The organism is Paenibacillus sp. G2S3, assembly GCF_030123105.1.
In the GTDB taxonomy this organism is placed as follows: Bacteria; Bacillota; Bacilli; order Paenibacillales; family Paenibacillaceae; genus Paenibacillus_AQ.
Window position 1 is genome coordinate 6,507,742 of sequence record NZ_CP126095.1, and the last position, 22,878, is coordinate 6,530,619.

At 42.7% G+C, this 22,878-nt stretch carries 18 protein-coding genes and 1 riboswitch; of the genes, 5 read left to right on the top strand and 13 right to left on the bottom strand.

The window, feature by feature from the left end; genetic code table 11:
- Nucleotides 1-188: 188 nt before the first annotated feature.
- Entirely contained in the window at nt 189-824 is a 636-nt protein-coding gene (locus QNH28_RS28775; RefSeq protein WP_283909530.1) for a response regulator, read from the bottom strand.
- A 55-nt stretch (nt 825-879) separates the two neighbouring features.
- Nucleotides 880-1,488: a LemA family protein gene (locus QNH28_RS28780; RefSeq protein ID WP_283909531.1), complete on the bottom strand. Its 609-nt coding sequence runs from the start codon at nt 1,486-1,488 to the stop codon at nt 880-882.
- Between the two features lie 173 nt (nt 1,489-1,661).
- Between QNH28_RS28780 and QNH28_RS28785 the strand changes: the two genes are divergently transcribed.
- The gene (locus QNH28_RS28785; RefSeq protein ID WP_283909532.1) at nt 1,662-3,413 is read left to right on the top strand and encodes a sulfatase family protein; all 1,752 of its coding nucleotides are present in this window, start codon (nt 1,662-1,664) and stop codon (nt 3,411-3,413) included.
- A gap of 60 nt (nt 3,414-3,473) precedes the next feature.
- Here QNH28_RS28785 and QNH28_RS28790 read toward each other — a convergent pair whose 3' ends face one another.
- The 4 genes from QNH28_RS28790 to QNH28_RS28805 all read right to left on the bottom strand — a co-directional run bounded on the left by QNH28_RS28790 (nt 3,474) and on the right by QNH28_RS28805 (nt 11,520).
- The gene (locus tag QNH28_RS28790) at nt 3,474-8,615 is read right to left on the bottom strand and encodes an NPCBM/NEW2 domain-containing protein (protein ID WP_283909533.1); all 5,142 of its coding nucleotides are present in this window, start codon (nt 8,613-8,615) and stop codon (nt 3,474-3,476) included.
- A gap of 257 nt (nt 8,616-8,872) precedes the next feature.
- A riboswitch (cyclic di-GMP riboswitch) is annotated at nt 8,873-8,959 on the bottom strand.
- Between the two features lie 157 nt (nt 8,960-9,116).
- Nucleotides 9,117-9,683 (bottom strand): hypothetical protein, encoded by a 567-nt coding sequence (locus tag QNH28_RS28795; protein ID WP_283909534.1) that lies wholly within the window; start codon nt 9,681-9,683, stop codon nt 9,117-9,119.
- Nucleotides 9,684-9,797: 114 nt separating this feature from the next.
- Complete coding sequence (locus tag QNH28_RS28800) at nt 9,798-10,781, bottom strand: EAL domain-containing protein (RefSeq protein ID WP_283909535.1); 984 nt, start codon at nt 10,779-10,781, stop codon at nt 9,798-9,800.
- A gap of 55 nt (nt 10,782-10,836) precedes the next feature.
- Complete coding sequence (locus QNH28_RS28805) at nt 10,837-11,520, bottom strand: Crp/Fnr family transcriptional regulator (RefSeq protein WP_283909536.1); 684 nt, start codon at nt 11,518-11,520, stop codon at nt 10,837-10,839.
- Nucleotides 11,521-11,655: 135 nt separating this feature from the next.
- Here QNH28_RS28805 and QNH28_RS28810 point away from each other — a divergent pair, with 135 nt between their 5' ends.
- Nucleotides 11,656-12,507 carry a leucine-rich repeat domain-containing protein gene (locus QNH28_RS28810; protein WP_283909537.1) on the top strand — a complete coding sequence of 284 codons (852 nt, stop codon included), beginning with the start codon at nt 11,656-11,658 and terminating at the stop codon, nt 12,505-12,507.
- 16 nt (nt 12,508-12,523) lie between these two features.
- Here QNH28_RS28810 and QNH28_RS28815 read toward each other — a convergent pair whose 3' ends face one another.
- From QNH28_RS28815 to QNH28_RS28825, 3 genes are all read right to left on the bottom strand, one after another.
- Nucleotides 12,524-13,513, bottom strand: a complete 990-nt coding sequence (locus tag QNH28_RS28815) for a sensor domain-containing diguanylate cyclase (RefSeq protein ID WP_283909538.1) — start codon at nt 13,511-13,513, stop codon at nt 12,524-12,526.
- A gap of 40 nt (nt 13,514-13,553) precedes the next feature.
- Nucleotides 13,554-14,345 (bottom strand): alpha/beta fold hydrolase, encoded by a 792-nt coding sequence (locus QNH28_RS28820; protein ID WP_283909539.1) that lies wholly within the window; start codon nt 14,343-14,345, stop codon nt 13,554-13,556.
- 120 nt (nt 14,346-14,465) lie between these two features.
- Nucleotides 14,466-15,227, bottom strand: a complete 762-nt coding sequence (locus QNH28_RS28825) for an SDR family oxidoreductase (RefSeq protein ID WP_283909540.1) — start codon at nt 15,225-15,227, stop codon at nt 14,466-14,468.
- A 367-nt stretch (nt 15,228-15,594) separates the two neighbouring features.
- Here QNH28_RS28825 and QNH28_RS28830 point away from each other — a divergent pair, with 367 nt between their 5' ends.
- Entirely contained in the window at nt 15,595-16,161 is a 567-nt protein-coding gene (locus QNH28_RS28830; RefSeq protein WP_283909541.1) for a TetR/AcrR family transcriptional regulator, read from the top strand.
- Between the two features lie 63 nt (nt 16,162-16,224).
- On the opposite strand, the gene QNH28_RS28835 is transcribed toward QNH28_RS28830, so the two are convergent.
- The 3 genes from QNH28_RS28835 to QNH28_RS28845 are packed head-to-tail and all read right to left on the bottom strand — an operon-like array spanning nt 16,225 to nt 19,711.
- Nucleotides 16,225-18,270 carry a carbohydrate-binding domain-containing protein gene (locus tag QNH28_RS28835; RefSeq protein WP_283909542.1) on the bottom strand — a complete coding sequence of 682 codons (2,046 nt, stop codon included), beginning with the start codon at nt 18,268-18,270 and terminating at the stop codon, nt 16,225-16,227.
- 24 nt (nt 18,271-18,294) lie between these two features.
- Entirely contained in the window at nt 18,295-18,975 is a 681-nt protein-coding gene (locus tag QNH28_RS28840) for a DUF4956 domain-containing protein (protein ID WP_283909543.1), read from the bottom strand.
- Nucleotides 18,968-19,711 (bottom strand): polyphosphate polymerase domain-containing protein, encoded by a 744-nt coding sequence (locus QNH28_RS28845; protein ID WP_283909544.1) that lies wholly within the window; start codon nt 19,709-19,711, stop codon nt 18,968-18,970. Before QNH28_RS28845 ends, QNH28_RS28840 begins: the two co-directional genes overlap by 8 nt.
- A 375-nt stretch (nt 19,712-20,086) precedes the next feature.
- Between QNH28_RS28845 and QNH28_RS28850 the strand changes: the two genes are divergently transcribed.
- Together QNH28_RS28850 and QNH28_RS28855 are read left to right on the top strand one after the other, a co-directional pair.
- Nucleotides 20,087-20,764: a response regulator transcription factor gene (locus QNH28_RS28850; RefSeq protein WP_283909545.1), complete on the top strand. Its 678-nt coding sequence runs from the start codon at nt 20,087-20,089 to the stop codon at nt 20,762-20,764.
- Nucleotides 20,764-22,038 (top strand): sensor histidine kinase, encoded by a 1,275-nt coding sequence (locus QNH28_RS28855; RefSeq protein ID WP_283909546.1) that lies wholly within the window; start codon nt 20,764-20,766, stop codon nt 22,036-22,038. The genes QNH28_RS28850 and QNH28_RS28855 overlap by 1 nt, the downstream gene beginning before the upstream one ends.
- Nucleotides 22,039-22,111: 73 nt before the next feature.
- Here QNH28_RS28855 and QNH28_RS28860 read toward each other — a convergent pair whose 3' ends face one another.
- On the bottom strand, nt 22,112-22,867 hold the full coding sequence (locus QNH28_RS28860) for a class I SAM-dependent methyltransferase (protein WP_283909547.1): 756 nt from the start codon (nt 22,865-22,867) through the stop codon (nt 22,112-22,114).
- Between the last annotated feature and the right edge of the window lie 11 nt (nt 22,868-22,878).

A 22,878-nucleotide genomic window follows, 5' to 3' on the forward strand; every position in this document is an offset into this window, starting at 1 on the left:
AGACAGAATAAGCCATATCGCAAAGTAATTATACTCATTATATCATCTGATCCCGCCGTGCTACTCTATGTTATATCGAGCTCTACCATCAGTTGTTTGATATAACCTCCTAAAACTTTAGGAGGTGTCCCAAAAGCTATGAACTGGCTGCTGGGACACCTCCTCGTATATAATGCTAATGAACTATTTTACTCATAAGACATTTCATATTTCGTTAGCCCTATCGCGTTTGCATACAGTGCCGCCTGTGTCCGATCATTAACCTGCAGCTTCGCTAAAATCTGGCTGACATGCTTCTTCACCGTGAATTCACTGATAAAAAGACGTGAGGCAATCTCTCTGTTGCACGCACCTTGTCCAAGTTCAATCAGTACTTCCTTCTCTTTCGGCGTCAATTCATCCGTCGAACTACTGCCGTTAATACGCATCTTTTCTTCCATTAGACCAGGATCATAATACTTTCTCCCTTTGTGTACCAACTGGATAGCAAAGAGTAATTCCTCCGGCAATGCCTCTTTCAGGACATATCCATCCACCAGTACTTCTTCAGCCCTCAAGAAATCCTCTCTGCTCGCAGAGGAGGTCAACAGAATGAACTTACTGACTATGCCGTGAGCACGTGCTGTCTTAATAACATCCAATCCCGATTCATCCACAAGCTTAAGATCAATGAGTACAATATCTGGCTTTGTTTCTTTAATCACATCAAGCGCCTCTCGACCATTCGTAGCTTCGCCAGCAAATTGCAAATTCGGTTGCATTGAAATTACAGATGCCAGTCCTCTTCGAACTAAAGGATGATCATCAACAATGACGATTTTCACAGAAACATCTCCCTCTAAAATTCATGCATTCTTTCATTCTCTGAAGTAAATCCTCTTAGGATACCGTCCAATGAACATCTGCCCGTTTAGCGCCCTCCATCTTGAGCAAGATTTCTGACTTAAATCCAACAGCCCCTGCAAGTAAAAGATTAGGAAACGTACTTATCATCGTATTATAGCTTGTCACATTTTCATTATAGAAACGTCTACTAGCAGATAGATTTTCCTCTAAGATATTGATACTTTGTTGCAATTTGATATACCGATCGCTCGCCTTAAGCTCTGGATAATAGTCTGCCTGAATATTGATCGAATGAAGATACTTTTCCATCTCCACATATCTAGTCAGCTTCTCAACCGGAAAATGATGATCTCTTAAACCCTCACGCATTCTATGTACTATCGCCAACGTTTCTTGTTCATGTGTGGCATAAGAAATAACCATCTTCGCAACTTCTGTTAATGCCTCAAACCGATTTTGTAAATAAACTTCTATGGTAGCAAAAGATTCCTTCACACGATTACGCATGCTGACCAATCGAGTGTAAGCAGCCATTAAATAAACTCCGATTATAACCACGATGATCAATCCAATTCCTAACATCTGCATCACCTCTAGTGTATTTGATTGAATGGGCTGGAAGAGTTGGGCCATCTGATTCATTATAATTAAAAGACCTATGCGGTTATAGTGAGCGTTGTCATCACTTCTGTCATATTACAAAATGGATAATTTTATAATATAAGCATGAAAAAGGATTTTCATTAGAGTGCTACTGTTTCTCCAGATTCCCACATAATCTAAGGCAACCTAATTAACCAAGGATGTGTATGCCCGTGAGCAGTGCTGCAGAATCATCACGCTATTTAGAGAGACCCAATTTTCTTGTACTTCTCGTAGATGAGGAGCGATATGCCCCCATTTATGAAAACCCCGAAATTAGAGAATGGCGACGACAGAATCTAGTCACACAGCAATTATTAAAATCCCATAGCCTTGAGTTCCACAGACACTACATTGGAACTACCGCCTGCTGCCCCAGCCGGGCAACGCTGTTTACAGGTCACTATCCATCGCTCCATGGTGTCAGTCAGACCGTAGGAATTGCCAAAGAATCCTTTGATTCCAATATGTTTTGGCTGGATAGGAACACTGTACCTACAATGGGTGACTACTTCCGGGAAGCCGGTTACCAGACCCACTATAAAGGGAAGTGGCATATCTCCAATGAGGATATTATCATTCCCGGGACCCACGACAGCTTGCCCAGCTATCATTCGGTGACAGGCGTCCCTGACAGACATCTTGAAGAGATATATTTACGAGCGAATCGCTTAGACAACTTTGGTTTCTCTGGTTGGGTGGGTCCTGATCCGATTGGAAAAAACCCGCGAAACTCCGCTTCCTCTGCTGCTATCGGATTAAGTGGACGCGACAAGGTCTACGGAGCAGAAACCGTGCAACTCATTCAAGCGCTGGATCGCCAAAAAAACCAGAACAAAAATACTCCACCCTGGCTGCTCGTCTCTTCCCTTGTAAATCCACATGATATTGTTCTATACGGAGCCCTCACTGCACATTTACCTAATTTTAGGTTTGAGGTCGAGCCTATGCCTGCAGTTGCTCCCTCTCCGACGCAAAACGAATCGTTAGCTACCAAGCCGCGTTGCCAAGCCAGCTACCGGGACCTCTATCCAAAGGCTTTGCAGCCTATTATTGACCAACCTTTTTATCGCCAACTGTATTACCAGCTGCAAAAAAATGCTGACCAGCAAATGCTAAAGGTGTTTGAGGCTCTTACTCGTTCTTCTTTCTATGACAATACCATCGTCATCTTTACCTCCGATCATGGAGATTTATTAGGAGCTCATGGCGATCTTCATCAAAAATGGTACTCTGCTTACGAGGAATTTTTGCATGTCCCATTTCTCATCCATAATATACACTTGTTTCCCCAGTCTCAGAATATTCATGCCCTAACAAGCCATGTAGATCTAATTCCTACTATGCTGGGGCTTGCAAATGTGAACATCACAGACATTCAGAGCCGTATGCAAAATAGGTTCAGTGATGCCCGCCCCTTTGTGGGCCGCAACCTTGCACCTCAGATCCTTGGACACAGCCCATCCGCAATCGCTGATACGCCCGTATATTTCATGACCGACGATGATGTTACACGCGGCCAGCATCAAACCAATCCCTTGGGACAACCGTATTCTTCCGTCGTTCAGCCGAACCACATTGAGACGGTTCTAACGTATATTCATAGAAACGGTCGGAAAGAGCTGTGGAAGTTCTCGAGATATTTCGATAACCCTCAATTTTGGAGCCAACCCGGGGTACAGGATGTCACGCTTCAGCCTGTGGAAGGATCAACCGGTGAATTTACCACAAGGGTCAAAACAGAACCCGTACCTGAGGAATTTGAGCTCTATAACTTAACCGAAGACCCATTGGAGACTTACAACCTTGCTCACCCTACTCTGGCAACACAGCAGAGCAGAAGCATTCAGCAATGGATGAACCGTCTGCTTGCAGAGCAACGGAGCCAAAAGCGCTTAACGCCGACCCAGACAGCTACTAAATAAAAACAGGCGAATCATGGTTGAACACACCATAATTCGCCTGTTTTCTTTTGCCTATGGGATTTAATTGTTATCAATAAAAGAAATCAATTGCACGAGATTACCTGCAACTTGGTAAGTTAACCCCAGCATGTAAGTTCCCTTCTCCTCGTTCGATAGATCTATGGTGAATACATCCGGATTAGCTGCCCATTCATTCATATCAAACATGATTTCTTTAGATGTTCTAGTGTTTCTGACCCCAGCTGAATTAGGGATCACTTTACTACCATCGAGCCCTTTCACCGGATTGGTCAATTCAACCACAGGTCCCTTTAATTGTCCTACCTCTACCACTTGAGGGTCAGCCAATAAGCTTGTTAGTTTAGTTAACCCTTGTAATGGGGAGAAATCTGTAATTTCATTTCCAGTAATATCAAGTGTCTCTAGGTTCTTGGCGTACTGTAGCCCTTCCAAGGATCTAGCTCTTCCGGTCTCACTCGTTAACATTGTAAGGTTATACATATCACCTAATGTTAATTCTCCAGTTACACCTAAAGTGGTCTTGATCGAAGCACTTAAATACCGGTCTACAATAGTAATGACTTGCGTAAGATCTATTTCGGTCAGACCCTCTATTGCTTGTTGTAACGCTGCCACGACTGCATCTACTTCACTTTGTGTGACAGAAGGATTAGCCAATGCTGCTTCTGCACCCGAGAGGCTGGCCGTAAATGCCGCAATACTCTCAGGTGTGAAGCCTTCTAGAGAAATTGCTTTCGCCGCTGCAATGGCTTGTTCCAGATCTCCAGTGAATAGGTGATCTCCATTCGCGAAATGTAGTTTAGTTCCTCCCCAAGTAGCATGGTCAGATCCGTTGCCATTTCCGCCGTCTGTAACGACTAGTTTCAGCTCTTTTGCTCCGTTAATACCCAATTCGATGAATTTCTGCGGATCTCTGGAGCCCATAACGCCACTATCGAATTTCTTCTCTCCATCCACAAACACTTCAAAGCTCACCGAACCGACCGTACCATACATTTGTCGATCTACACCCACATAGGAAGTGAAGTAGTCCGCGTTCTTATCGCTTAGATCGTATACAATCGTCGAGTTGGAGTGCGCTCCAATCCCTCTTTCGTAGGACACTACTTGATTGCTCTCATCGGTTAATCTCAGCGTATTAGCACTAATAGATTTGTCCTTCAAAGGCGCAGTATAGCTGTTCTGAGTAGAATTCCAGTCGTAGTCCGTCAGATACGTAAAGTCCGTCATGTCTACTACGGCAATGGTTCTAGTCTTCGTGGTCGTATTTCCATCACTATCGGTTACAGTATAAGTGATCGGATACTTTCCAGCTCTATTGAATTTAACTTGATCTTGTCCTGAGACCTTCACTTGAGCCGTCAGGTCACCATCTTCCGAATCTATAGCCGAATAACTTTCATTAATATCAATCGCTTGGCCCACTTTGGTAGATACTGATTTAGCTATGGTAAGCTCTGGTGTACTGTTCAGAATCATAAACTTTGCATCCGCGAAATCGCCGTGATCTGAAGCATTTCCGTTGCCTGCATTATCTAACACCAATTTCAGTTCACTTACACCCTTCACAGGGATTTGAGCTAGTTTAGCTTCCGTGCCAAATTTCATCAGTCCGCTATTATACACTTCTACCCCATCGGCGAAAATTTTGAAGATCACACTGGAGTTGTTTTGCTCTGGGATATTTCTATCAACCCCTACATATGTTTCAAAATATTCGAAATTAGCACCCGCCAGATTATACACGATCTCGGAGTTAGCATGCGTTCCTAAACCCTTAGCGAACTCTTTGGTTACGCCATTTACAAGTAGTTTAATCGGATTGTTAGAGCTTGCCTTATCCTTACGAACAACATTGTAATCCGTTCTTGCCGACTGCCAAGCTATATCACTCAGATATTTACTAGCGCTGTATACAACGATCGTTCTGGTCTGTACCGCTGTATTGCCATCACGATCTGTAACTGACAGTTCTACGTTGTAAGTGCCTGTTTTACTTGAAGTGAACCCGTTCTTTTTTACTTCAACCGCTTCAATCAAATTACCATCTTCCGTATCAACGGCAGTAACATCGGTCAAAACATCAAATTCACTGTTCAATTTCACGAAGGTTGTCTCTTCCGGCACTGTGATGGTCGGCTTGCTTGAAGTATTCGTAAACTTTGCATCCGCCCATACCGTATGGTCTGAAGCATTGCCATCTGTAGCATCTGTGGTAACCAGCTTTACTTCGCGCGCGTCAGTCACTGGTATTTTTACAAATTCATGCTCTGTACCTGCCTGGAAAACATCACTCGAGAATTTCTTCTCTCCATCTATATACACTTCAAAGGTTGCAGAGGATGGTTTTCCTTTCATCGCTTGATCAATTCCGATGTAGCTTTCAAAGAAATCATAACCTTTACCCTCAATATCATAAACAACCTCAGAGTTCGCATGTACACCGATTCCCTTGGTATAGGTCGCAGCTAACCCTTGTCGAACAAGGGTTATGACTCCACCAGAGACGGCTTTGTCTTTCTTTAATTCACCCCAGCCAACAACGACTGACTTGGCATTAAGATCCGAAAGATAAGCATAGTCACTCGTTACCGTAACCTGTGTGGTCTTGGTTTCTGTAACCCCTTCGTTCTTCACTTCATATACCACTTCGTAGTCACCTTTTTGCGTTACATCGACGGTATTCGCTTTCAGGGTGACATTAGCAGTAATATCATTCCCTTGATAGTTAGTCGCTTTTACATAGTTCATCGGATCAAAGGGTTGATTTAGCTTTAACGTAATTTGATCTTCAACAGACAGCGCTGGCTTAAAGGCTTTAACCTGTACTGGCTTCAGTGGGTTCAGCTTCTTATCATAGCCAACAATCTTGTACGTATAATTGATGCTGCTGTCTACACTCTTGTCCACGAACTGATCAGTGCCTGTAAACCCTACTAACTTATCGTCTCTATACACTTCATATCCTAAGAAATCTTTCTTAAGATCCTTATTCATACTGAAGCTTAAGGTGTTTGATTTAGCAGTAGCGTTAGGCGTGATATTAACCTTAATCGCAACATTCTTATCTGCTATTCCTGTTCCCTCATAATGAACCACTGAATTGTTTAAATACCATAGCTTTTTCGGTGCTGGGTATTTAGCTAATTTCTCTTTCGTTTCAGGATTCACAGTGAAGCCATGTCTGGCAAAATAGCTACTTAAGTCTAACCCCAGCACTTCAGAGGAGAACTCCACCAAATACTGCTGCTTGGAATTGTCACCGTTCGGAAGGGAGACCTTCCGCTCGCGGTACATCCTTGTCAATTCTGTCCAGTATCCCGGATGCGCCAACTCCAACTGCCAATAGGCTCCCAGCTGAGCAAATAAGCCCTGCTGATTCATAACCACTTTATTTTCTTGGATCACATATTTATAAATATCACTTTCAAAAGGAATACGAGTATCCATCGAGTCCGCATGGACTGACATCAGCATAGACACCATATTATTGGTTACTTCGCCATATTCTCGTTCACCCATAGCCAAGCGATGCCCAATTTCATGATTCAATCCCCAGCCTGGATAGACTTTGTTAAAATCACCTAACATTGTCCCCACGGTTCCAAGTTGGATCCCTGTATGATCTCCCGCTGCATACATCGCACCATAAGGCTGCATCAATCGAATATTCTCACGAATTAGCTTGGCATCATGAATCACACTACTGCCATCCAAGCCATAGAAGTCAAAGATCGTCTTCATCCAAGTATCATAGCCGGTTACGGTGCCCAGCGGATCATTTCCTTCTGTAATAAACTTGTTATAAGCTTCTGTCGCAGTTCCTGTGAAAATAACATGCTCGCTGACCATTTCCACCACATCGATGAGCTTGCGATCTTGAACATTCGGATGCGCAGCTTTATCTTCATCTAATTTTTGCTTGTAGGTGGTTAGGAAGGCTTTAAATTGTTCAGGATCCATGGTCTTGGTCATCATAGGGATCTTTGTGAACCCTTCGAATCGGATCAGTGGTGCCTTCCCTTGTTCCTCAGCTGTATAGGGATTGACGATATACACTGTACCGCCCTTAGTCACTTCATGTGCATAATAACTATTCGTCGCAAATTCAGGAACGGTTATTGTGTTTTTACCTGGACGCAATTTCACGCTGCTAGCCCAAACGTTCCAAGCCGCCTCTTGTTGGGAAAATACTAAAGAAGGCAATTTATCGCTCGAAGCAGCATCTACATACACATTGATCGTATCTCCAGGCATTGCAACGAGCCCCGTAGGCTGGTTGTTCGTACCGAAACCAATTCTCAGGTTTTCTTGCGCATGCTTTTTCATATCACCACGTTGTTCGGCCTCAATAATGGTGCCTTCGGTTTGAACCTCTCCATTCACTAGCTTCTTAGCCAAATCCAAAGAATCTTTAAGGATGGGATAGAGCGGATGTACTTTTGCCGCTTCTTCTAATTGATTGATCGCTTCGACGCTATTATAAGCAGGAACAACCGCACTCATCGTTCCATCTGTAAACAAGCTTTTCATCTTAGCGGATACGGTATCCTCTTTATAAAAAGAAAATTCAGCCGCACTCGCCCAATCTTGGTTAGCTTTTTTGAAGACAAATTTAAGTCTCTTGAAGGCTGTGGGTGCAAACTGAATCTCTACAACGTCACCTGCTCCGCCTTTATATTCTCCAGAGGATACTAGCGTATAATCTCCTGCATCCGTAGTTGAGCCATAAATATCAAATTCCTGAGCAAACCCCTTCCCCTTTGCACTGGATTGTCTTGCAGCGTATACGATTCTATTTAATTCAGTGGACTCATTGAAAACAAAGACAACCTCATTCGTGAACGTTGAACTGTTCGGTTTGCCCGTTTCCCAATGCGTACTCATATCGCCATCAATAGCCTTAGCTATAGGTGAACCTGAGTAGTTGCCACCGTTATTTGTGATGGACTTAATATTCGCAGGATTCATTCTAAAAACATCATTATAAGCGCTTAGGATAGCCTTGCCGTACAGATCAAACGGAATAACTGACGCATTGCTTAATAGCTCAGCCTTGCTTTGTACTACAGTCTTCACTACACTTACCTTGCTTACATCACTTGCTAAAGCATAACCTGCCTCACTCGAAAAACTGGCTAACATGGCTGCCGATGTAGCGATCGCAATCATTTTTTTCATCTTTTCTACCCCCCAGATGTATTATGAATCTCTTCCAAGCCTAAAATGGGCACAAAAAAAACTACCCCAAAAGAGTAGCTTGATTGCGTATAAAGTCGCCTAAAAATTAAGACTTAATTTTTATTAAACCTTAACAAGCATAAACGCCTTCGGCGTCCTTATAAGGACGATAAGGGTTTAAGCGAGAAATATAAGAGATTAAGTATAGGTGCATAACTTAACCTTTCTTATATTTTAACAAAAAGCGTTACACACTCTTTGGCAGCTGGCTGACAATAGTTATGATAACCTTAGTCCCTATAGCTTTGCGTCCCTACATTTCCATAGGTTTGCCTATGAAGTTTCGAATACATTACAAAGAGTAACATAACGCCACATCTGATCGCATGATTAATTGGTATGAAATCCGAATAGGTAATTGCAATTAATTTTTCTATCGTGATAGATATTATTTATTAACTATCCCAGACTACGAGTGATACTTTTGGACTGGTTAGCCTTTTAATCTCCCGATCCAAACAAACGCCGGAACCAATTCCACACATCGCCCGTGATGGGAATTAACCCGAAGCCATGCTCGCCAACTGCGATTAGACCATATGCCCATTGGCCAATAGCTACTGCTCCCCCAGCAATCCGTCCTATGGCTACCGCCCCAAATGCCGTATCACCTATGGCGACAGCTCCCAACGCTTTTTCGGCTATTGCGATCGCTCCTACAGCCACTCCTGCAATCGCAATTGCTCCCACGGCGAAGCCAAGCCAGCTAAGTGCTATTGCCCCGATGGCTAACCACATCCCCAGTGATATTGCACCCACAGACAGAACACCGACGCTTACCGCACCTATGGATATCAGGCCAACAGCTATATCTCCAATGGCAATTAATCCAACGGCCGTCTTCACTTGTGGTTTGCTTCCGTGACCAAACCCCTGACCAGAGTATCGACCTAAATTGCTACGAATGCTTACGACTGGAAATGAAGGAGACGGCCACTGATAATCAATTTCTCGCCCATCTAACCCTCTCGAATCCGCCCAGCGTGTGATGTATTTATGCCAATTCATATCCATCCCGTCCCCCTTCTCAATTACCTAAATTGTACAGCCCTGGGGTTCACCTGTAATCAGACTCTGACCTGAAATCATCTCATCCTCTAGACGGAGATATACTCATTAGGATCACTGTTTGGGAATAGGGTCAGGCTTTCCAAATAAATATCCCTGAAACAACTGATAACCACTCTGCTTAAGCCATTCAAAATCCTCTCTAAACTCCACACCTTCTGCTAAGGGAACAGATTGGATCTCTAAAGCCTTTTCTAAAAATTGTTTAGCTATTTTCTGTTTGTTCGGATCGCTGGACACACCCTGAACATATTTCATATCCAGCTTCATGTAATGGGGTTTAAGCTCCAATAACATCTCGATCGTGCTGAAGCCTTCGCCAACATCATCTAAAGCGTATTCAAATCCCCGATCCTTGTAATATGTCAAAATCGATTTCAAATGAGCGAGATCATCGACTTTCTCCGTCTCAACAACTTCAAAGACAAAAAGAGAGGGATCGACGCCTAATTGATTGGCCAATTCAACCGTTGATCGTAAGCAAAACTCTGGAGCGTAAATCGACGTTGGGATAAAATTAATAAACGTTTTTTTATTTAAGGGTGCAGCATATTTTACAGCAGTCATTCTACATAACCGATCTAAAGCATATAAACGTCCACGATTTCGTGCCGCCGCAAAAATCTCATTAGGATAGATAAGGGACCCATCTTCTTTTTTAAATCTGGATAGGAGCTCGTATGCAAAAATCTCCTCCCGTACGTTCACAATCGGTTGGAAGTGACAAGTAACTAAGCCCTTAGTTATAACCTCATCAATCCACTCCATATCAAGCACAGTGGATAATTCGGATAGAGGTCTCCATGTTTGGTCATCTATACGGAATTCAATCTGCTCCGACTCCATATGGTCAATACAGAAATCTAGAAAATCCCGCGCTCCAGACTCCTTAATCGTAATCACATTTTCTTCTACCTTATGTATCGTATTACTTCTACTCAAATGATGAATAACCTCAGGTAAAATCCTTAGATTAAGCTCACCATGAGCCTTGATTTCAAAATTCAGCTCTCTTACTACACAATGATTACATGCCACATTCATAACCCCTTTAATAATCGATTCTATGAAAAAGATCCCGGAACTGCTCTTCTCAATCGAAATCCGTATACTCCAGTAAATACGTCGGGTCTAACACGGTGATCTGCTGATGTTGAATATCAATAATCTTTTGCGCTTGCAGATCTTTAAGCACAAGGGTAGCCGTCTCCCTTAACGTTCCGATCATATCCGCGAACTGCTGATGGGTCAATCGAAGATCAATCCTCTGTTTGCCTTGCTCCTCTACTCCAAATCTTTGGTATAGTCTTCTCAGCGTAAATATCGCACGCGCTCTCGCATCATGAAATTTCATTTCATGTAATAACCGATTCGATAAAAATAAACGGTCCATTTGCAGCAGCATCAATTGCTCCTTAATCAATGGGTAATCGGCAAGCATCTGCTCAAAAGGCTCACGTTTAATCTCAAATAATACAGTATCATTCATAGCCACCGCAGACAGCACTCTTATATTGGAGGGATGGATCACTTCCAGATCGCCAAAGAAATCGCCTTTTCCAAAAAGATCTACGGTATGCTCTTTCCCTTTCGTGGTAGCGTACACCCTTATGATCCCCGAATAGATAATGTAGGCATGATCCCCCGGATCTGATTCTGCAAACACCAGGGTCCCCTTGGAATATGCCTTATAAGTGAATAATCTTGAGACCGCCTTGATCTCCTCCGAGGGTAAACCCTGAAAAAAGCGAATGCCAGTCCAAAAAGAAGCTTCCATCTCGTTATTCCTTTCTAAAACACTCCACAGTTTTGTATGCCAACATACTGATAATAAATCATCATCCTGTTATATTCTATCGTAACGTTGTCACATAGGCTTGATGCCAATACGAATTACAAAGGAGATCCATTCATGAAATATAATTTTGACGGAAAAGGACTTATTGAAACGCCAGATGTCGTGTTTGAGAGCAATCCGCTACTAGAACTGAGCATGTACAACAACCATATTAAAGAGATTCCCGATCAGCTCTTCCTTCATGACGAATTAGAGGTACTTAATTATGCGGGCAATGAAATCGAACGGTTATCCGAGAACATCGGTCGCTTAGTTCACCTAAGAATGCTGGATTTAGGCCATAATCGGCTGAAGTTGTTGCCGGAGAGCATTGGCGGATTGCAGGGGTTAGATTCTTTTCTATACCTAAGCAATAATCAGTTCGAACAGCTGCCGGAGCAGCTCTGTAATCTCCAGAAGCTCAAGTATCTGAACGTAACAGATAATCATCTCAAGCAATTGCCTGCCCGTATAGGGGAAATGAGCAGTCTGATTGAATTGCGGCTATATTATAATCAGCTAGAACGTCTACCTGATTCGATTACACAAATAATAGGGTTAAGAGAGATTCATCTTTATGGTAATCAACTGGTCGTATTGCCAGAGCATTTGGGTGCTTTAGAAGAACTGCGGATACTCGACGTGAGTGATAATCGAATCACTGCGCTGCCTTCATCTATCGGTAATTTAAGCAAGTTAAGAAGACTGAACCTTAGAAAAAATAAACTGAATAAACTCCCTGAGGAAATAGGTCAATTAAGCAGCCTTGTTGAGCTTGATTTAAGAGATAATAACCTGCAAGAAATTCCGAATTCCCTTTTACAGCTTGAACGATTAGAGAAACTGGATCTAAGATGGAATCACAGCTTGAAGGGAACAGACATTTTAGAGCAATTAGAGCAAAGAGGATGTATCGTTTATAAATAGCAAAAAAAGCCCCCTGTTAAAGAAGCTTTTCATTCAAATCTATGCTATGCGTGACGCGGTTTCTTCCCTGTTCTTTAGAGGTATAGAGCGCTTGATCAGCTTTTTGCAGTAGGGTGGCTTCTGAATCGGCTGGAATAAATGTAGCTATACCAATGCTCACCGTAATCTGACCCATTTCCCAAGTTGAATACGCGATAGATTGCCGTAATTTCTCGGCTAGGTTCTTTGACTCCGAGATGTCTGTATTAGGTAAAAGAAGTATGAATTCTTCGCCGCCATATCTAGCCGCAATATCCTCTTGACGAGATTGCAGTTTCAAGATTCTCGCCATTTTCTCCAGCACATAGTCACCTGTCTGATGCCCATAGGTGTCGTTCACTTTTTTAAAATGATCAATATCTATGATACACAGCGAGAATGGTGCTTGATCCTGGCCATACCTTAAGATCTGCTCTTCCAGCTTTTCTTGAAGGAACCTTCTATTCTTCAGTCCAGTCAGCTTATCTGTATTAGATAATTCTACTAAAACGGCGTTCATCTCCAGCAGCTCGGCTTGCTTCTGTTCAATTTCCAAATGAATTCGCTTGAGCTCCGCAAGCGCCTGATCCTTTTCCCAGTAAGCTACTTCTATCTGCTTCTTGGCAGAACGAAGCTCCAGCTCATAATCGATGCGTTTTCCCATCTGTACCAGGATACAATCAATGATCTCTACTCCCTCACACTCGAACCGTCTGCCGTTCAATAAATATGGAATCGCATTCCCTTCGCTATCTTTCAAATTAATAAATAACTCTTCCACCTGTCCATTTAGATTAATAAAAGGATAGAAGTATGAATGAAAAATAAGCTTGTTTGCCGTAGACATGATAGATTCAAAATGCTTGTGCACCAAATCAACCTGTTTATACCCCATACGGTCCAAGAACGTCTGATTTACATCAATGATTAATCCTTCATGGGTGATAGAAACATAGCCACAAGGCGCATATCTTAATCGGTCATTCATGATCTAAATATCCTTTCAACACAGCATAATCTGGTCCAGCTTACGTAAGATATTCATTAATTAAAGTGATGGTCTCCTCAGGATGGCTAATATGTGGGTAGTGACCCTTAGCCTCCATTAACCGGAAGGTGCTATTATTCAAGTATTTATGTAAATATTCTCCGGCCGCTATAGGTACGATACTGTCATCCGAGCATTGCAGAATAAGTGTAGGGATTGTAGCCTTAGGGAGATCTTCTCTATGATCTGAAAAGAACGTAACTTCTGCAAATTCTCTTGCAATAACAGGATCTGCCGAGATAAAGCTGCGCTCCAGCTCTTTCGTTAACATCGGGTCAGGATTGTTCATGGCAAGAGGCGCCATAAAGCTAGCCCAGCCAGCAAAATTCATCTCCATCATCTCCAGAAGCTCAGTAATATCACTCTTCTCGAAGCCTCCGAAATAAGCACCGTCATTTAAATAACATGAAGAAGGACCAATCATAATCATTTTATCAAAATAATCCGGTCGCTCAATCGAAGCAAGCATTCCAATCATAGAGCTAATAGAGTGGCCTATAAAAATAATATCTTTGAGTTCCAACATCTCGATGACATCTAATACGTCCTGAACATAGCCGTGGAGTGTATGATATTTTTCTGTTGTATATGCACTTAAATCTGAGTTTCCTGAGCCTACATAATCAAATAGAACGATTCGATATTTTTTCTCAAAAGAAGGCGTAATAAACTGCCACATGCTTTGGTCACACCCAAATCCATGTGCAAAAACAATGGTTCGTTCTCCTTCTCCAATCACTTTCACGTGATTACGCGCCCTAACATCGTTCATTTCATATAACTCCCTTTATAGTTAGCATTCTCTCTATTTTGAAGGCTTAACCTGGAAATATCAAGAGCATAAAAAACTCCGCTAGAGTAATCTCTAGCGGAGTTTTTATGCTATCTAATTTTAGAATGCTGAAGTCCAACCCGCGTCGGCAGCGATGATAGCTCCGTTTACAAAACTGGAGTCATCCGAAGCCAAGAATAACGCAACTTGTGCGATTTCTTCAGGTGATCCTACCCGAGGAATTACAGCCTGTGTTAATTGAGTGCGGCTCATGCCGAATTCATTAATATTTTTCATAGAGGCACTGATGTTAGTGGCAGTTGCTCCTGGTGCGATAGCATTACAACGAATGCCTTTGTTGGCATACATAAAAGCTGTGTTTTTCGTCAAGCCAACTACAGCATGTTTAGATGCAGTATAAGTTGCTCCAGCATGAGCACCACTTACGCCACCTGTAGAAGCGGTATTCACAATAACACCTTTTCCTTTTTCGAGGAAGATAGGTAGTGCTTTACGTGTGGAACGCATTACACTTTTGGTATTGATATCAAAGATAAGATCCCATCGTTCATCTGTAATATCACCAACAGCCTCAAATCCATCCATAATACCCGCGTTGTTCACTAGTATATCTAGCGTGCCATATTCACTTACTGCGGTATCAATCATGTTATTGATATCATCGACTAGAGCAACATTTACTTTCAACGCCTTAGCTACTCCACCATTACTAACGATTCCTGCTGCGACTTGTTCTGCACCTTCGAGGTTAAGATCGGCTACAATCACCTTTGCACCTTCTTTAGCGTACAACTCTGCGATAGATTTCCCCATACCCGATGCTGCGCCTGTGACAATTGCAACTCTGTCTTGAAGTTTCATGTTGGAAGTCTCCTTTACGTTTATCTATAATGTAAGTATCAATACAAGCAAAAACGCCTTTGGCGTCCTTAAAGGACGGTAAGCGTATATGCGAGAAATATAAGGATAAAGTATAGCGTAAAACTTATACTTCCTTATATTTAATAAAATCTCTAAAACACTTAAAATTTATTCTACTTAAGTTTAATCCTCTGCAATTTAACTATCAATATACAAATGAGACACCAAATGTTCATAAATATATATAACGTAGGATTGTGTTCAAATAGGAATAGAAAATAGACAGTTAGGTGGTCTTCTGTTGCTTAAAAATAATCGGAGAACTAGCAAATCGAGGAAAGAGTTAAAGAACGCATTGATATTTCTCATGGAAAAAAAGAATTTCCGTACCATAACGATAACCGATATCGTCACCCTGGCCGATTTAAACCGTGGAACCTTCTATAAGCATTATCAAACGAAAGAAGAGCTTCTGAATGAGCTGATCGATGATGTGCTGGCGGATTTAATAAAAGCCTATAAAGAGCCCTATCTTCATACCGATAAATTTATCGTTAGTGAGCTTACTACCTCCAGCATCAAAATTTTTGAACATGTAGCCTCCTACTCTAATTTCTATACCATCATTGTAGATTCCAATGTGCTGCCGGGGTTTCAAAATAAGATTTGCGACGTCCTAAAAGAGCTCACCAAACAAGATTTAGTCGCAGTTAATAACACGAATAACAATATCAATAAAGAATTATTTTCCAGTTATACGGCCTATGCTCTATTTGGATTAATCATGGAATGGGTAAGGGGAGGGTTTAAATATACTGCTAACTATATGGCCGAGCAGCTGATTGAAATTTTGTCTTTTAATTCACACAATGTGATCATAAACACCTCTAATCAACCGATTAAACAGAATTTCATCCCTGTTAGTAGCGACTAATTAACCTCTAATCCAAAAGCCACTCCAATGTGCTGGAGTGGCCTTTAATATGCAATTTATAGCTTATGGTCTTCCCTTTCCACCGCCACCACCAGGGCCTTGATTGGTGTTCGCGGTGGTTACTCCGGATTCATTCAGCCAAGTTACATTACTTGTGATTTCGAACGCTACTACTTTCGTTCCTCCTGTATATTCCCCATCCGTATACAATCCATTGGTTTCACTACCGCTCGAGGTGCCCCCTGAGTAAAGGGTATACGACCCGCTGTCCTTCAGCTCCGGTGAACTAATCACCACTGATTGATAATCCTTCGAAGGAGCAAAGGTTAAGATCGTATTGCCTTCGCTATCCTCCAGATGAACCAATGTTCCGGCCTTCTGGGTCTGAGGGAAAGTCATGCTGATTGCATGTTGGCTGGAGGTGTCAGAAGGTGCTTGAGCCATGCCCGAGCTCCCCGCTGCCATTAGCGTTCCACCACTCTGTTCAAAGCTTCCATCGTAGTCGAGTGAACCATTACCGCCATTGGTAGGTCCATTCACAATTACTGTACCACCAGACATCACGATGGATCCGTTCGAATCCAATCCGTCTCCTGTGGCATCCACGGTTAACGTTCCGCCACTAATCGTGAGTACATTGGCAGCAGCCTCGCTAAACTGATCCTGCTCCTGAGGGCCGCCACCTACAGTCGCTTCGTCATTACCTCCTGCTACGTTCACTCCATCATCAGAAGAGACTACATTAGTTTCGCCTCCGGATATCGCGATATTCGCTCCTTCAATGCCTTCATAACTCTTCGTGATATCAATCATCCCACCGGATATCGCCACCAAGCTATCCGCATGGACCCCATCATCACCAGATTGGATATGGAGTTCTCCATCTGCTAAAGCAACATTGCTATCGCTGTGTACTGCATCATCGGCAGAGTCGATCGTAAATGTTCCGTTGTTGATACTGATATCTCCTCCAGCCTTCAGCCCTTTAGTACTTGCTGTTTCCGATTCTGTCGTTGTCGTTGTCGTTGTCGTTGTCGTTGTCGTTGTTGATGTTTCTTGCGTTGGCGTTTCTGGCATTGTACCTGCCGGTGGTGTTTCTGATGTTCCTGGTGCTTGGACACCTGTTCCCTGACCTCGGTCTCCTCTCATGCCCATGCCTGCCCCTTGCTCACCTGTTTTTACCTCACCATTTACACTTCCACCTCCGGTAACTACGGTGTATGTTCCACCATCTATTACAAGTGAAGTCTCCGCTTGAATTCCGTCATTTCCAGCCTTAATATCGAACGTTCCAGCTGCTATAGCAATGAAGCCTTTGTCCGTTTCAGTATCATTGGTCGATTTGATTCCGTCACCTTCAGCCTTAATGCTGATACTTCCATCCTGTATAGCGACTAGATCTTTACCCACAATCCCATCATCGGCAGCTTTAACTTCAATGGTGCCACCCATAATTTTCAGATCGTCCTTACTTGTAATTCCATCATTATAATTAGCCGAAACAGACAGCTTCCCGGTGCCATTGATTGTTAAGTCTGCTTTACTAAAGATAGCTGCACTAGGCTCATCTGTAGTGTCATCGGCATAGACATAAGTTTCTCCATCAGATACGGAGTTCTCTGTCCCGTCCTCCAAGGTAATGATCACTTTACCTGCTTCTTTAATGTAGATTGCAGCGCTGTCGCTGTCCGTGATGTTCACACCGTTTAACACCAGCCGTACGGTTCCTTCATCCTGATTATTAACGATAACCTGCCCATCATTGAGCTTACCCGAAAGCACATAGGTTCCTGCTGCTGTAATCGTCACTGACCCATCCTTGGATTCAGCTCCCGCACCAGCGACAACAGCACTCGTTCCAGCCAAAGAAATATCCGTTGATTGGTCGGCAGTCCAAGCTGTAGTGGAGTCCTCTTCATCGAACGTTACCAAGTCCGATAGCTTAGCACTTGCCAGTTGCACTCCACTAGCAGCTCCACTCTGGCTCGACGTTAACTCACTCGACGTAGTTTCAGACTGTGCTGTCGTATTATTATTGCTGCAAGCCGACATGAGTCCCGCACACAGTAACAAGATCCCTATTTTACTGACTGTTATATAATTCTTCATATCTCATCCATCCTTTCGATCATTTTAATAGTCATTTGCAGTGGGAGTCATAGTTAACGAGAGATCTAGATTCCCGTTACGAGTGCGAATTGCATCTAGAAATTCCTTCTGGTTCACAGTCTCACCCAGCGTAACGGCGTAGACGAGTTCATATAAACTACCAAGCTCAGTCGTTCTAATCTTCTTAAGCTCATACCCCACATTAAATTTATTGAAAACTTCAGCGAAGGCTTCCTCATACCCCAGACTCTCTGGAATAGTTACCTTTAGCGTCTTTTGCAACGTTGTTCTTACCCCGAAATTAGTCCGATTAAGAATAAACATAAGTGCGCACAGGATAAGAGTGAATAGAACCGCGTATCCGAACGAACCGACCCCACAGGCAAGTCCCGATGCCATAGTGAACAATACAAATGTGATATCCTTCGGATCGCCAGGTGCACTTCTGAATCGAATGATGGAGAACGCTCCAGCAAGACTGAAGGCTCTAGCGACATTGCTACCAATTAGCAGAATGATGATAGCCACAATTACGGGAAGCAGTACCATCGTGAGCGTGAAGCTCTGCGAGTAACCACCTGGGTTGGTCTTCATGTAGGTGTAGCTAATGATTCCGCCAAGTGCAATAGCTATAAAAATAGTTAGAATAGCGTTGGTAAACGTTAATTCCGTACTCGTTGCAACGGTAAATAATGAATCAAGCATAAAGAGCACTCCCTCGTTCTGTTTTACTGTTCTTCAGCATTTTTTTATATTCGTTACCGTACTTGGAGAAGCTTGTACGGTACATTTGATGCTCAGAGAGCATTTTCGCCAGCCAGACCGGAATCGTATTCTCAGCCTTCACTTCCATCAGCCATTGGCCCGGCTCCAGCAAAGGCTCGCCATAGACGCCATGCTCCATCTTCAGATCGTATCGCCGGCTTCGGATGTTCGTATCGAACGTAATTCTTAAATCGCGATTATTTTTACAGAACAACGCTTTGCGGTCATAAGACAGATACACCTTAGGCTGCAATTCGTACCGTGTTAAAAAGTATTTAATCTCTTCAATTACCTGTTTGTTCATGTAATCCTTGAATTCTGGCTCCCTACCAGTGCCAACAAAATCATAAGCCTCGTTCAATTTGAGCGACGTTCTTCTTTTATTAACCAGCCCGAACACCTTCTTCTTGATTTCCAGATACACCTTCGTATCTTGATTTGGAACACCGTAAGCTCTTAAACGCAGCTTCTCTTTGTACTTCGGTTTCGCAAGACTATTACGAATCAGCGTATTGTGCGCAGTATCATAATATAAGTTGGTTATGGAATAAAACTCATGCTGCTTGTTGAAATCGTCTAGCTCCATGTATTCGAGCAATTGGTTATAAAATTTATAGTAGGCTTCGTTGTCGAGTAAATATTTGTTCTCATAACGGTTGAATACCTCAATCGCCATTTGGGATCATTCCTTTCTGTTTTTCGTTGTCTCGTGTGCTCATGAATGTATCTTAGATCCCAAACCTTTAATGAATCTTAAATGGTTTTACAAACTACTCCAATACAGGTGTAAATCGTAACTCCGGTGAATGTTGGACTTCCGGCCGCTGTTGTCTGCAGATTTCTTGATTTAAACTGCTGTTCGCAGTGGAAATCCGCAGACAAAGGCGGACGCTATCGCTCCTACAGTTCCAAAATTCCCCTCCGTTACTTGCCACCTATTCAATTTTTACATTACAGTTCTGTACCAATCTTCATTAAGGTTCAGTAAAGGTAATACTGATATAATGACCTCAATAACAAATACTCGCTTATATGTAGGGGATGGCAGACCATGAGAATATTAATCGTAGAAGACGAGCTTCATCTCGCTGAAGCCTTAACTCAAATATTAAAAAAACATAATTATTCGGTGGACGCAGTCCATGACGGTAGATCGGGTCTGGATTACGCAATGAGCGGGATTTATGATTTGCTGCTGCTCGACATTATGTTGCCTGAGATGGATGGGGTTAGTGTCCTCAAGGCGCTGCGCAAGAAAGGGGTGTCCACTCCCGTTATCCTGCTTACCGCAAAGGGTGAGATAACAGATATGGTCACTGGCCTGGACTATGGCGCTGATGATTATATCGCCAAACCTTTTTCCTCGGAGATCCTGCTAGCAAGAATAAGAGCTGTACTAAGACGTAAAAACGAGGTTATTCCAGATGACGCTTTAAAGTTCGGGGATATTGAACTGAATACTTCGACCTTGAAGCTTACCGTGGGTGGCAAAGAGATCAAGCTGAACCTAAAGGAAAGTGAATTATTGGAGCTTCTGATCTTGAGGAAACAAGCGGTAACCTCCAAAGAACAAATTATTGAGAAGTTATGGGGGTTTGATTCCGATGCTGAACACAACAATGTGGAGGTGTACATTTCTTTTTTACGAAAAAAACTTACTTTCCTGAATTCGGCTGTACGTATTAGTACGATCAGAAACGTAGGGTATGTATTAGAGGTGACGACCTAATGTTTACGAAGCTCAGGAATCGATTCCTTATTGTTAACCTAGTAACCATCTCGGTGATGATGCTGGTAGCCTTCATCTCGATTTATGTGATTATGTACCAAAATGTCCAAAACGATATCAATATGGATCTTCACAGAATCATGGAGAATCACAAGTCACCTAGCGGTGACACCGGTCGACTTGATGCTATCAAAGGAAGCCCCTCGTTGGATTCCGAAAATAATAAACGTATGGATAACGGAACACCCCCTCCAGAACGGACAGTTTCATTTATGCTGAAGATAGATAAAGCATCGAACCTGATCGGGAAAGATTCCAAATTCACTATGGATGATGAATTCTATAATACAGCTCTGCAAGAAGCTCTAAGTTCCGATAAAGATACCGGAAGGTTCACCTTGGATAGCAGCAAGTGGATCTTCAATATTCAGCATAATAACGAAGGGGCTATGCTTGTATTTCTAGACATCACCGCTCAACAAAATATTCTGACCAATTTAATCTATACGTTCTCCGTGGTTGGATCGGTGATGCTGATTATCTTATACTTCACAAGCCGGTTCTTCGCTAATCGTTCCATCACACCGGTGAAGGAGGCTTTTGATAAACAGAAACAGTTTATTGCGGATGCTTCCCATGAACTGAAGACTCCACTGACCATTATTAACACCAACGCAGATGTTCTTCTATCCAACAGTGATGACACTATTCATAATCAGTCGAAGTGGCTGCACTATATCAAATCAGAAACAGAGAGAATGACCAGTCTGACTAATGATCTATTGTATCTCACCGAAATGGACGACTCCAGATCGACTATGATGTATTCGAAGTTCAATCTCAGCGAAGCGGTTGAGAATATTATTTTAACGATGGAAGCCGTTATCTTTGAGAAAAATGTGTCGCTGGAGTATGACATTCAACCTGATTTAACAGTGCAAGGTAACAGTGAACAGATTAAGCAAGTCATCATGATTCTCTTGGACAATGCCGTGAAATATACGAATCCTAAAGGCTCAGTCACCCTGATCTTGAAGAAGCAACATAACGATGTTGTGCTATCAGTCACTAATACAGGTGAGGGCATTGCGCCAGAACACTTAACAAGAATCTTTGATCGATTCTATCGTACAGATGCTTCCAGGGCGCGTAAACAAGGGGGTTATGGCCTAGGTCTGGCGATTGCCAAATCCATCGTTGAACAGCATAAAGGAAAAATTTACGCCAAAAGCACGGTCGGTGAATCCACCACCTTTTACGTTCATCTTTCATAACTAAAAGCAAAAAAAAGACTCAAGCCCTGTTATCACTAGGATTTGAGTCTTTTTAATATATGCTGCTCATTTGTTATACCTCGCCCCAATAGACCTCAGTCTCATATTCAAAAACTACTTTATCATCCTGCTTATTTCGTTCAAATAGGTTCCGCAGCTCCGTCATCATGTTCTCGTAACGTGGATCTCCGGGGGCCGGAATATAGGAAGACGATCTCGCTCGCCCACTTAATCCCTCGAAATCAAACACCTGCTGATTGCTAAAGTGCGCTACTTGCATCTGCCCTGTCTTAAAAAAGGAGCTAAGGATTTCAGGGGTAATGTTCTTATGATTAACTTGAGTGTAGTCGGTGCCGAAGGCTTGCACGAGCTGCTCATATTCCTCCAGAAATGGGGTACCGTAAGTACGCCGAGAATTCCATATCAGAATCGCCTTTGCACCCGGTTTAAGAATCCGCTTGAATTCCAATTGCGCTGCGGCCCTATCAAACCAGTGAAATGCTTGGGCACACACGATAAAGTCTATGGAATGGTCCGACAATTCTGTCTTTTCGGCAGAACCTGGCAATACGCGGAAATGGTTATCCTTTGCGAACTTCTCTTCCGCAGCTCTACGCATTTCCGGATTCGGTTCAACGGCAGTCACACGACTCCCGCGCTCTAGAAGCAGTGCTGAGAATATTCCCGTTCCTGCGCCAATATCGGCAATATCACAATTCGATTTTAGCCCAATCGTATTGTATAAATAATCAATGGCTTCTTTAGGATAACTCGGGCGATATTTCACATACGAATCTACCCGATTTGAGAACCGTTCTTTGTTATTCATCTAAACACTCT

Excerpts from the sequence above, each read along its gene's own strand:
- QNH28_RS28825 (WP_283909540.1), bottom strand. The coding sequence starts at position 15,227 with ATGAAACTTCAAGACAGAGTTGCAATTGTCACAGGCGCAGCATCGGGT.
- QNH28_RS28815 (WP_283909538.1), bottom strand. The coding sequence starts at position 13,513 with ATGAATGACCGATTAAGATATGCGCCTTGTGGCTATGTTTCTATCACC.
- QNH28_RS28790 (WP_283909533.1), bottom strand. The coding sequence starts at position 8,615 with ATGAAAAAAATGATTGCGATCGCTACATCGGCAGCCATGTTAGCCAGT.
- QNH28_RS28845 (WP_283909544.1), bottom strand. The coding sequence starts at position 19,711 with ATGGCGATTGAGGTATTCAACCGTTATGAGAACAAATATTTACTCGAC.
- QNH28_RS28805 (WP_283909536.1), bottom strand. The coding sequence starts at position 11,520 with ATGGAAGCTTCTTTTTGGACTGGCATTCGCTTTTTTCAGGGTTTACCC.
- QNH28_RS28830 (WP_283909541.1), top strand. The coding sequence starts at position 15,595 with ATGGAAAAAAAGAATTTCCGTACCATAACGATAACCGATATCGTCACC.
- QNH28_RS28850 (WP_283909545.1), top strand. The coding sequence starts at position 20,087 with ATGAGAATATTAATCGTAGAAGACGAGCTTCATCTCGCTGAAGCCTTA.
- QNH28_RS28835 (WP_283909542.1), bottom strand. The coding sequence starts at position 18,270 with ATGAAGAATTATATAACAGTCAGTAAAATAGGGATCTTGTTACTGTGT.
- QNH28_RS28840 (WP_283909543.1), bottom strand. The coding sequence starts at position 18,975 with ATGCTTGATTCATTATTTACCGTTGCAACGAGTACGGAATTAACGTTT.
- QNH28_RS28810 (WP_283909537.1), top strand. The coding sequence starts at position 11,656 with ATGAAATATAATTTTGACGGAAAAGGACTTATTGAAACGCCAGATGTC.
- QNH28_RS28855 (WP_283909546.1), top strand. The coding sequence starts at position 20,764 with ATGTTTACGAAGCTCAGGAATCGATTCCTTATTGTTAACCTAGTAACC.
- QNH28_RS28795 (WP_283909534.1), bottom strand. The coding sequence starts at position 9,683 with ATGAATTGGCATAAATACATCACACGCTGGGCGGATTCGAGAGGGTTA.
- QNH28_RS28820 (WP_283909539.1), bottom strand. The coding sequence starts at position 14,345 with ATGAACGATGTTAGGGCGCGTAATCACGTGAAAGTGATTGGAGAAGGA.
- QNH28_RS28860 (WP_283909547.1), bottom strand. The coding sequence starts at position 22,867 with ATGAATAACAAAGAACGGTTCTCAAATCGGGTAGATTCGTATGTGAAA.
- QNH28_RS28780 (WP_283909531.1), bottom strand. The coding sequence starts at position 1,488 with ATGAATCAGATGGCCCAACTCTTCCAGCCCATTCAATCAAATACACTA.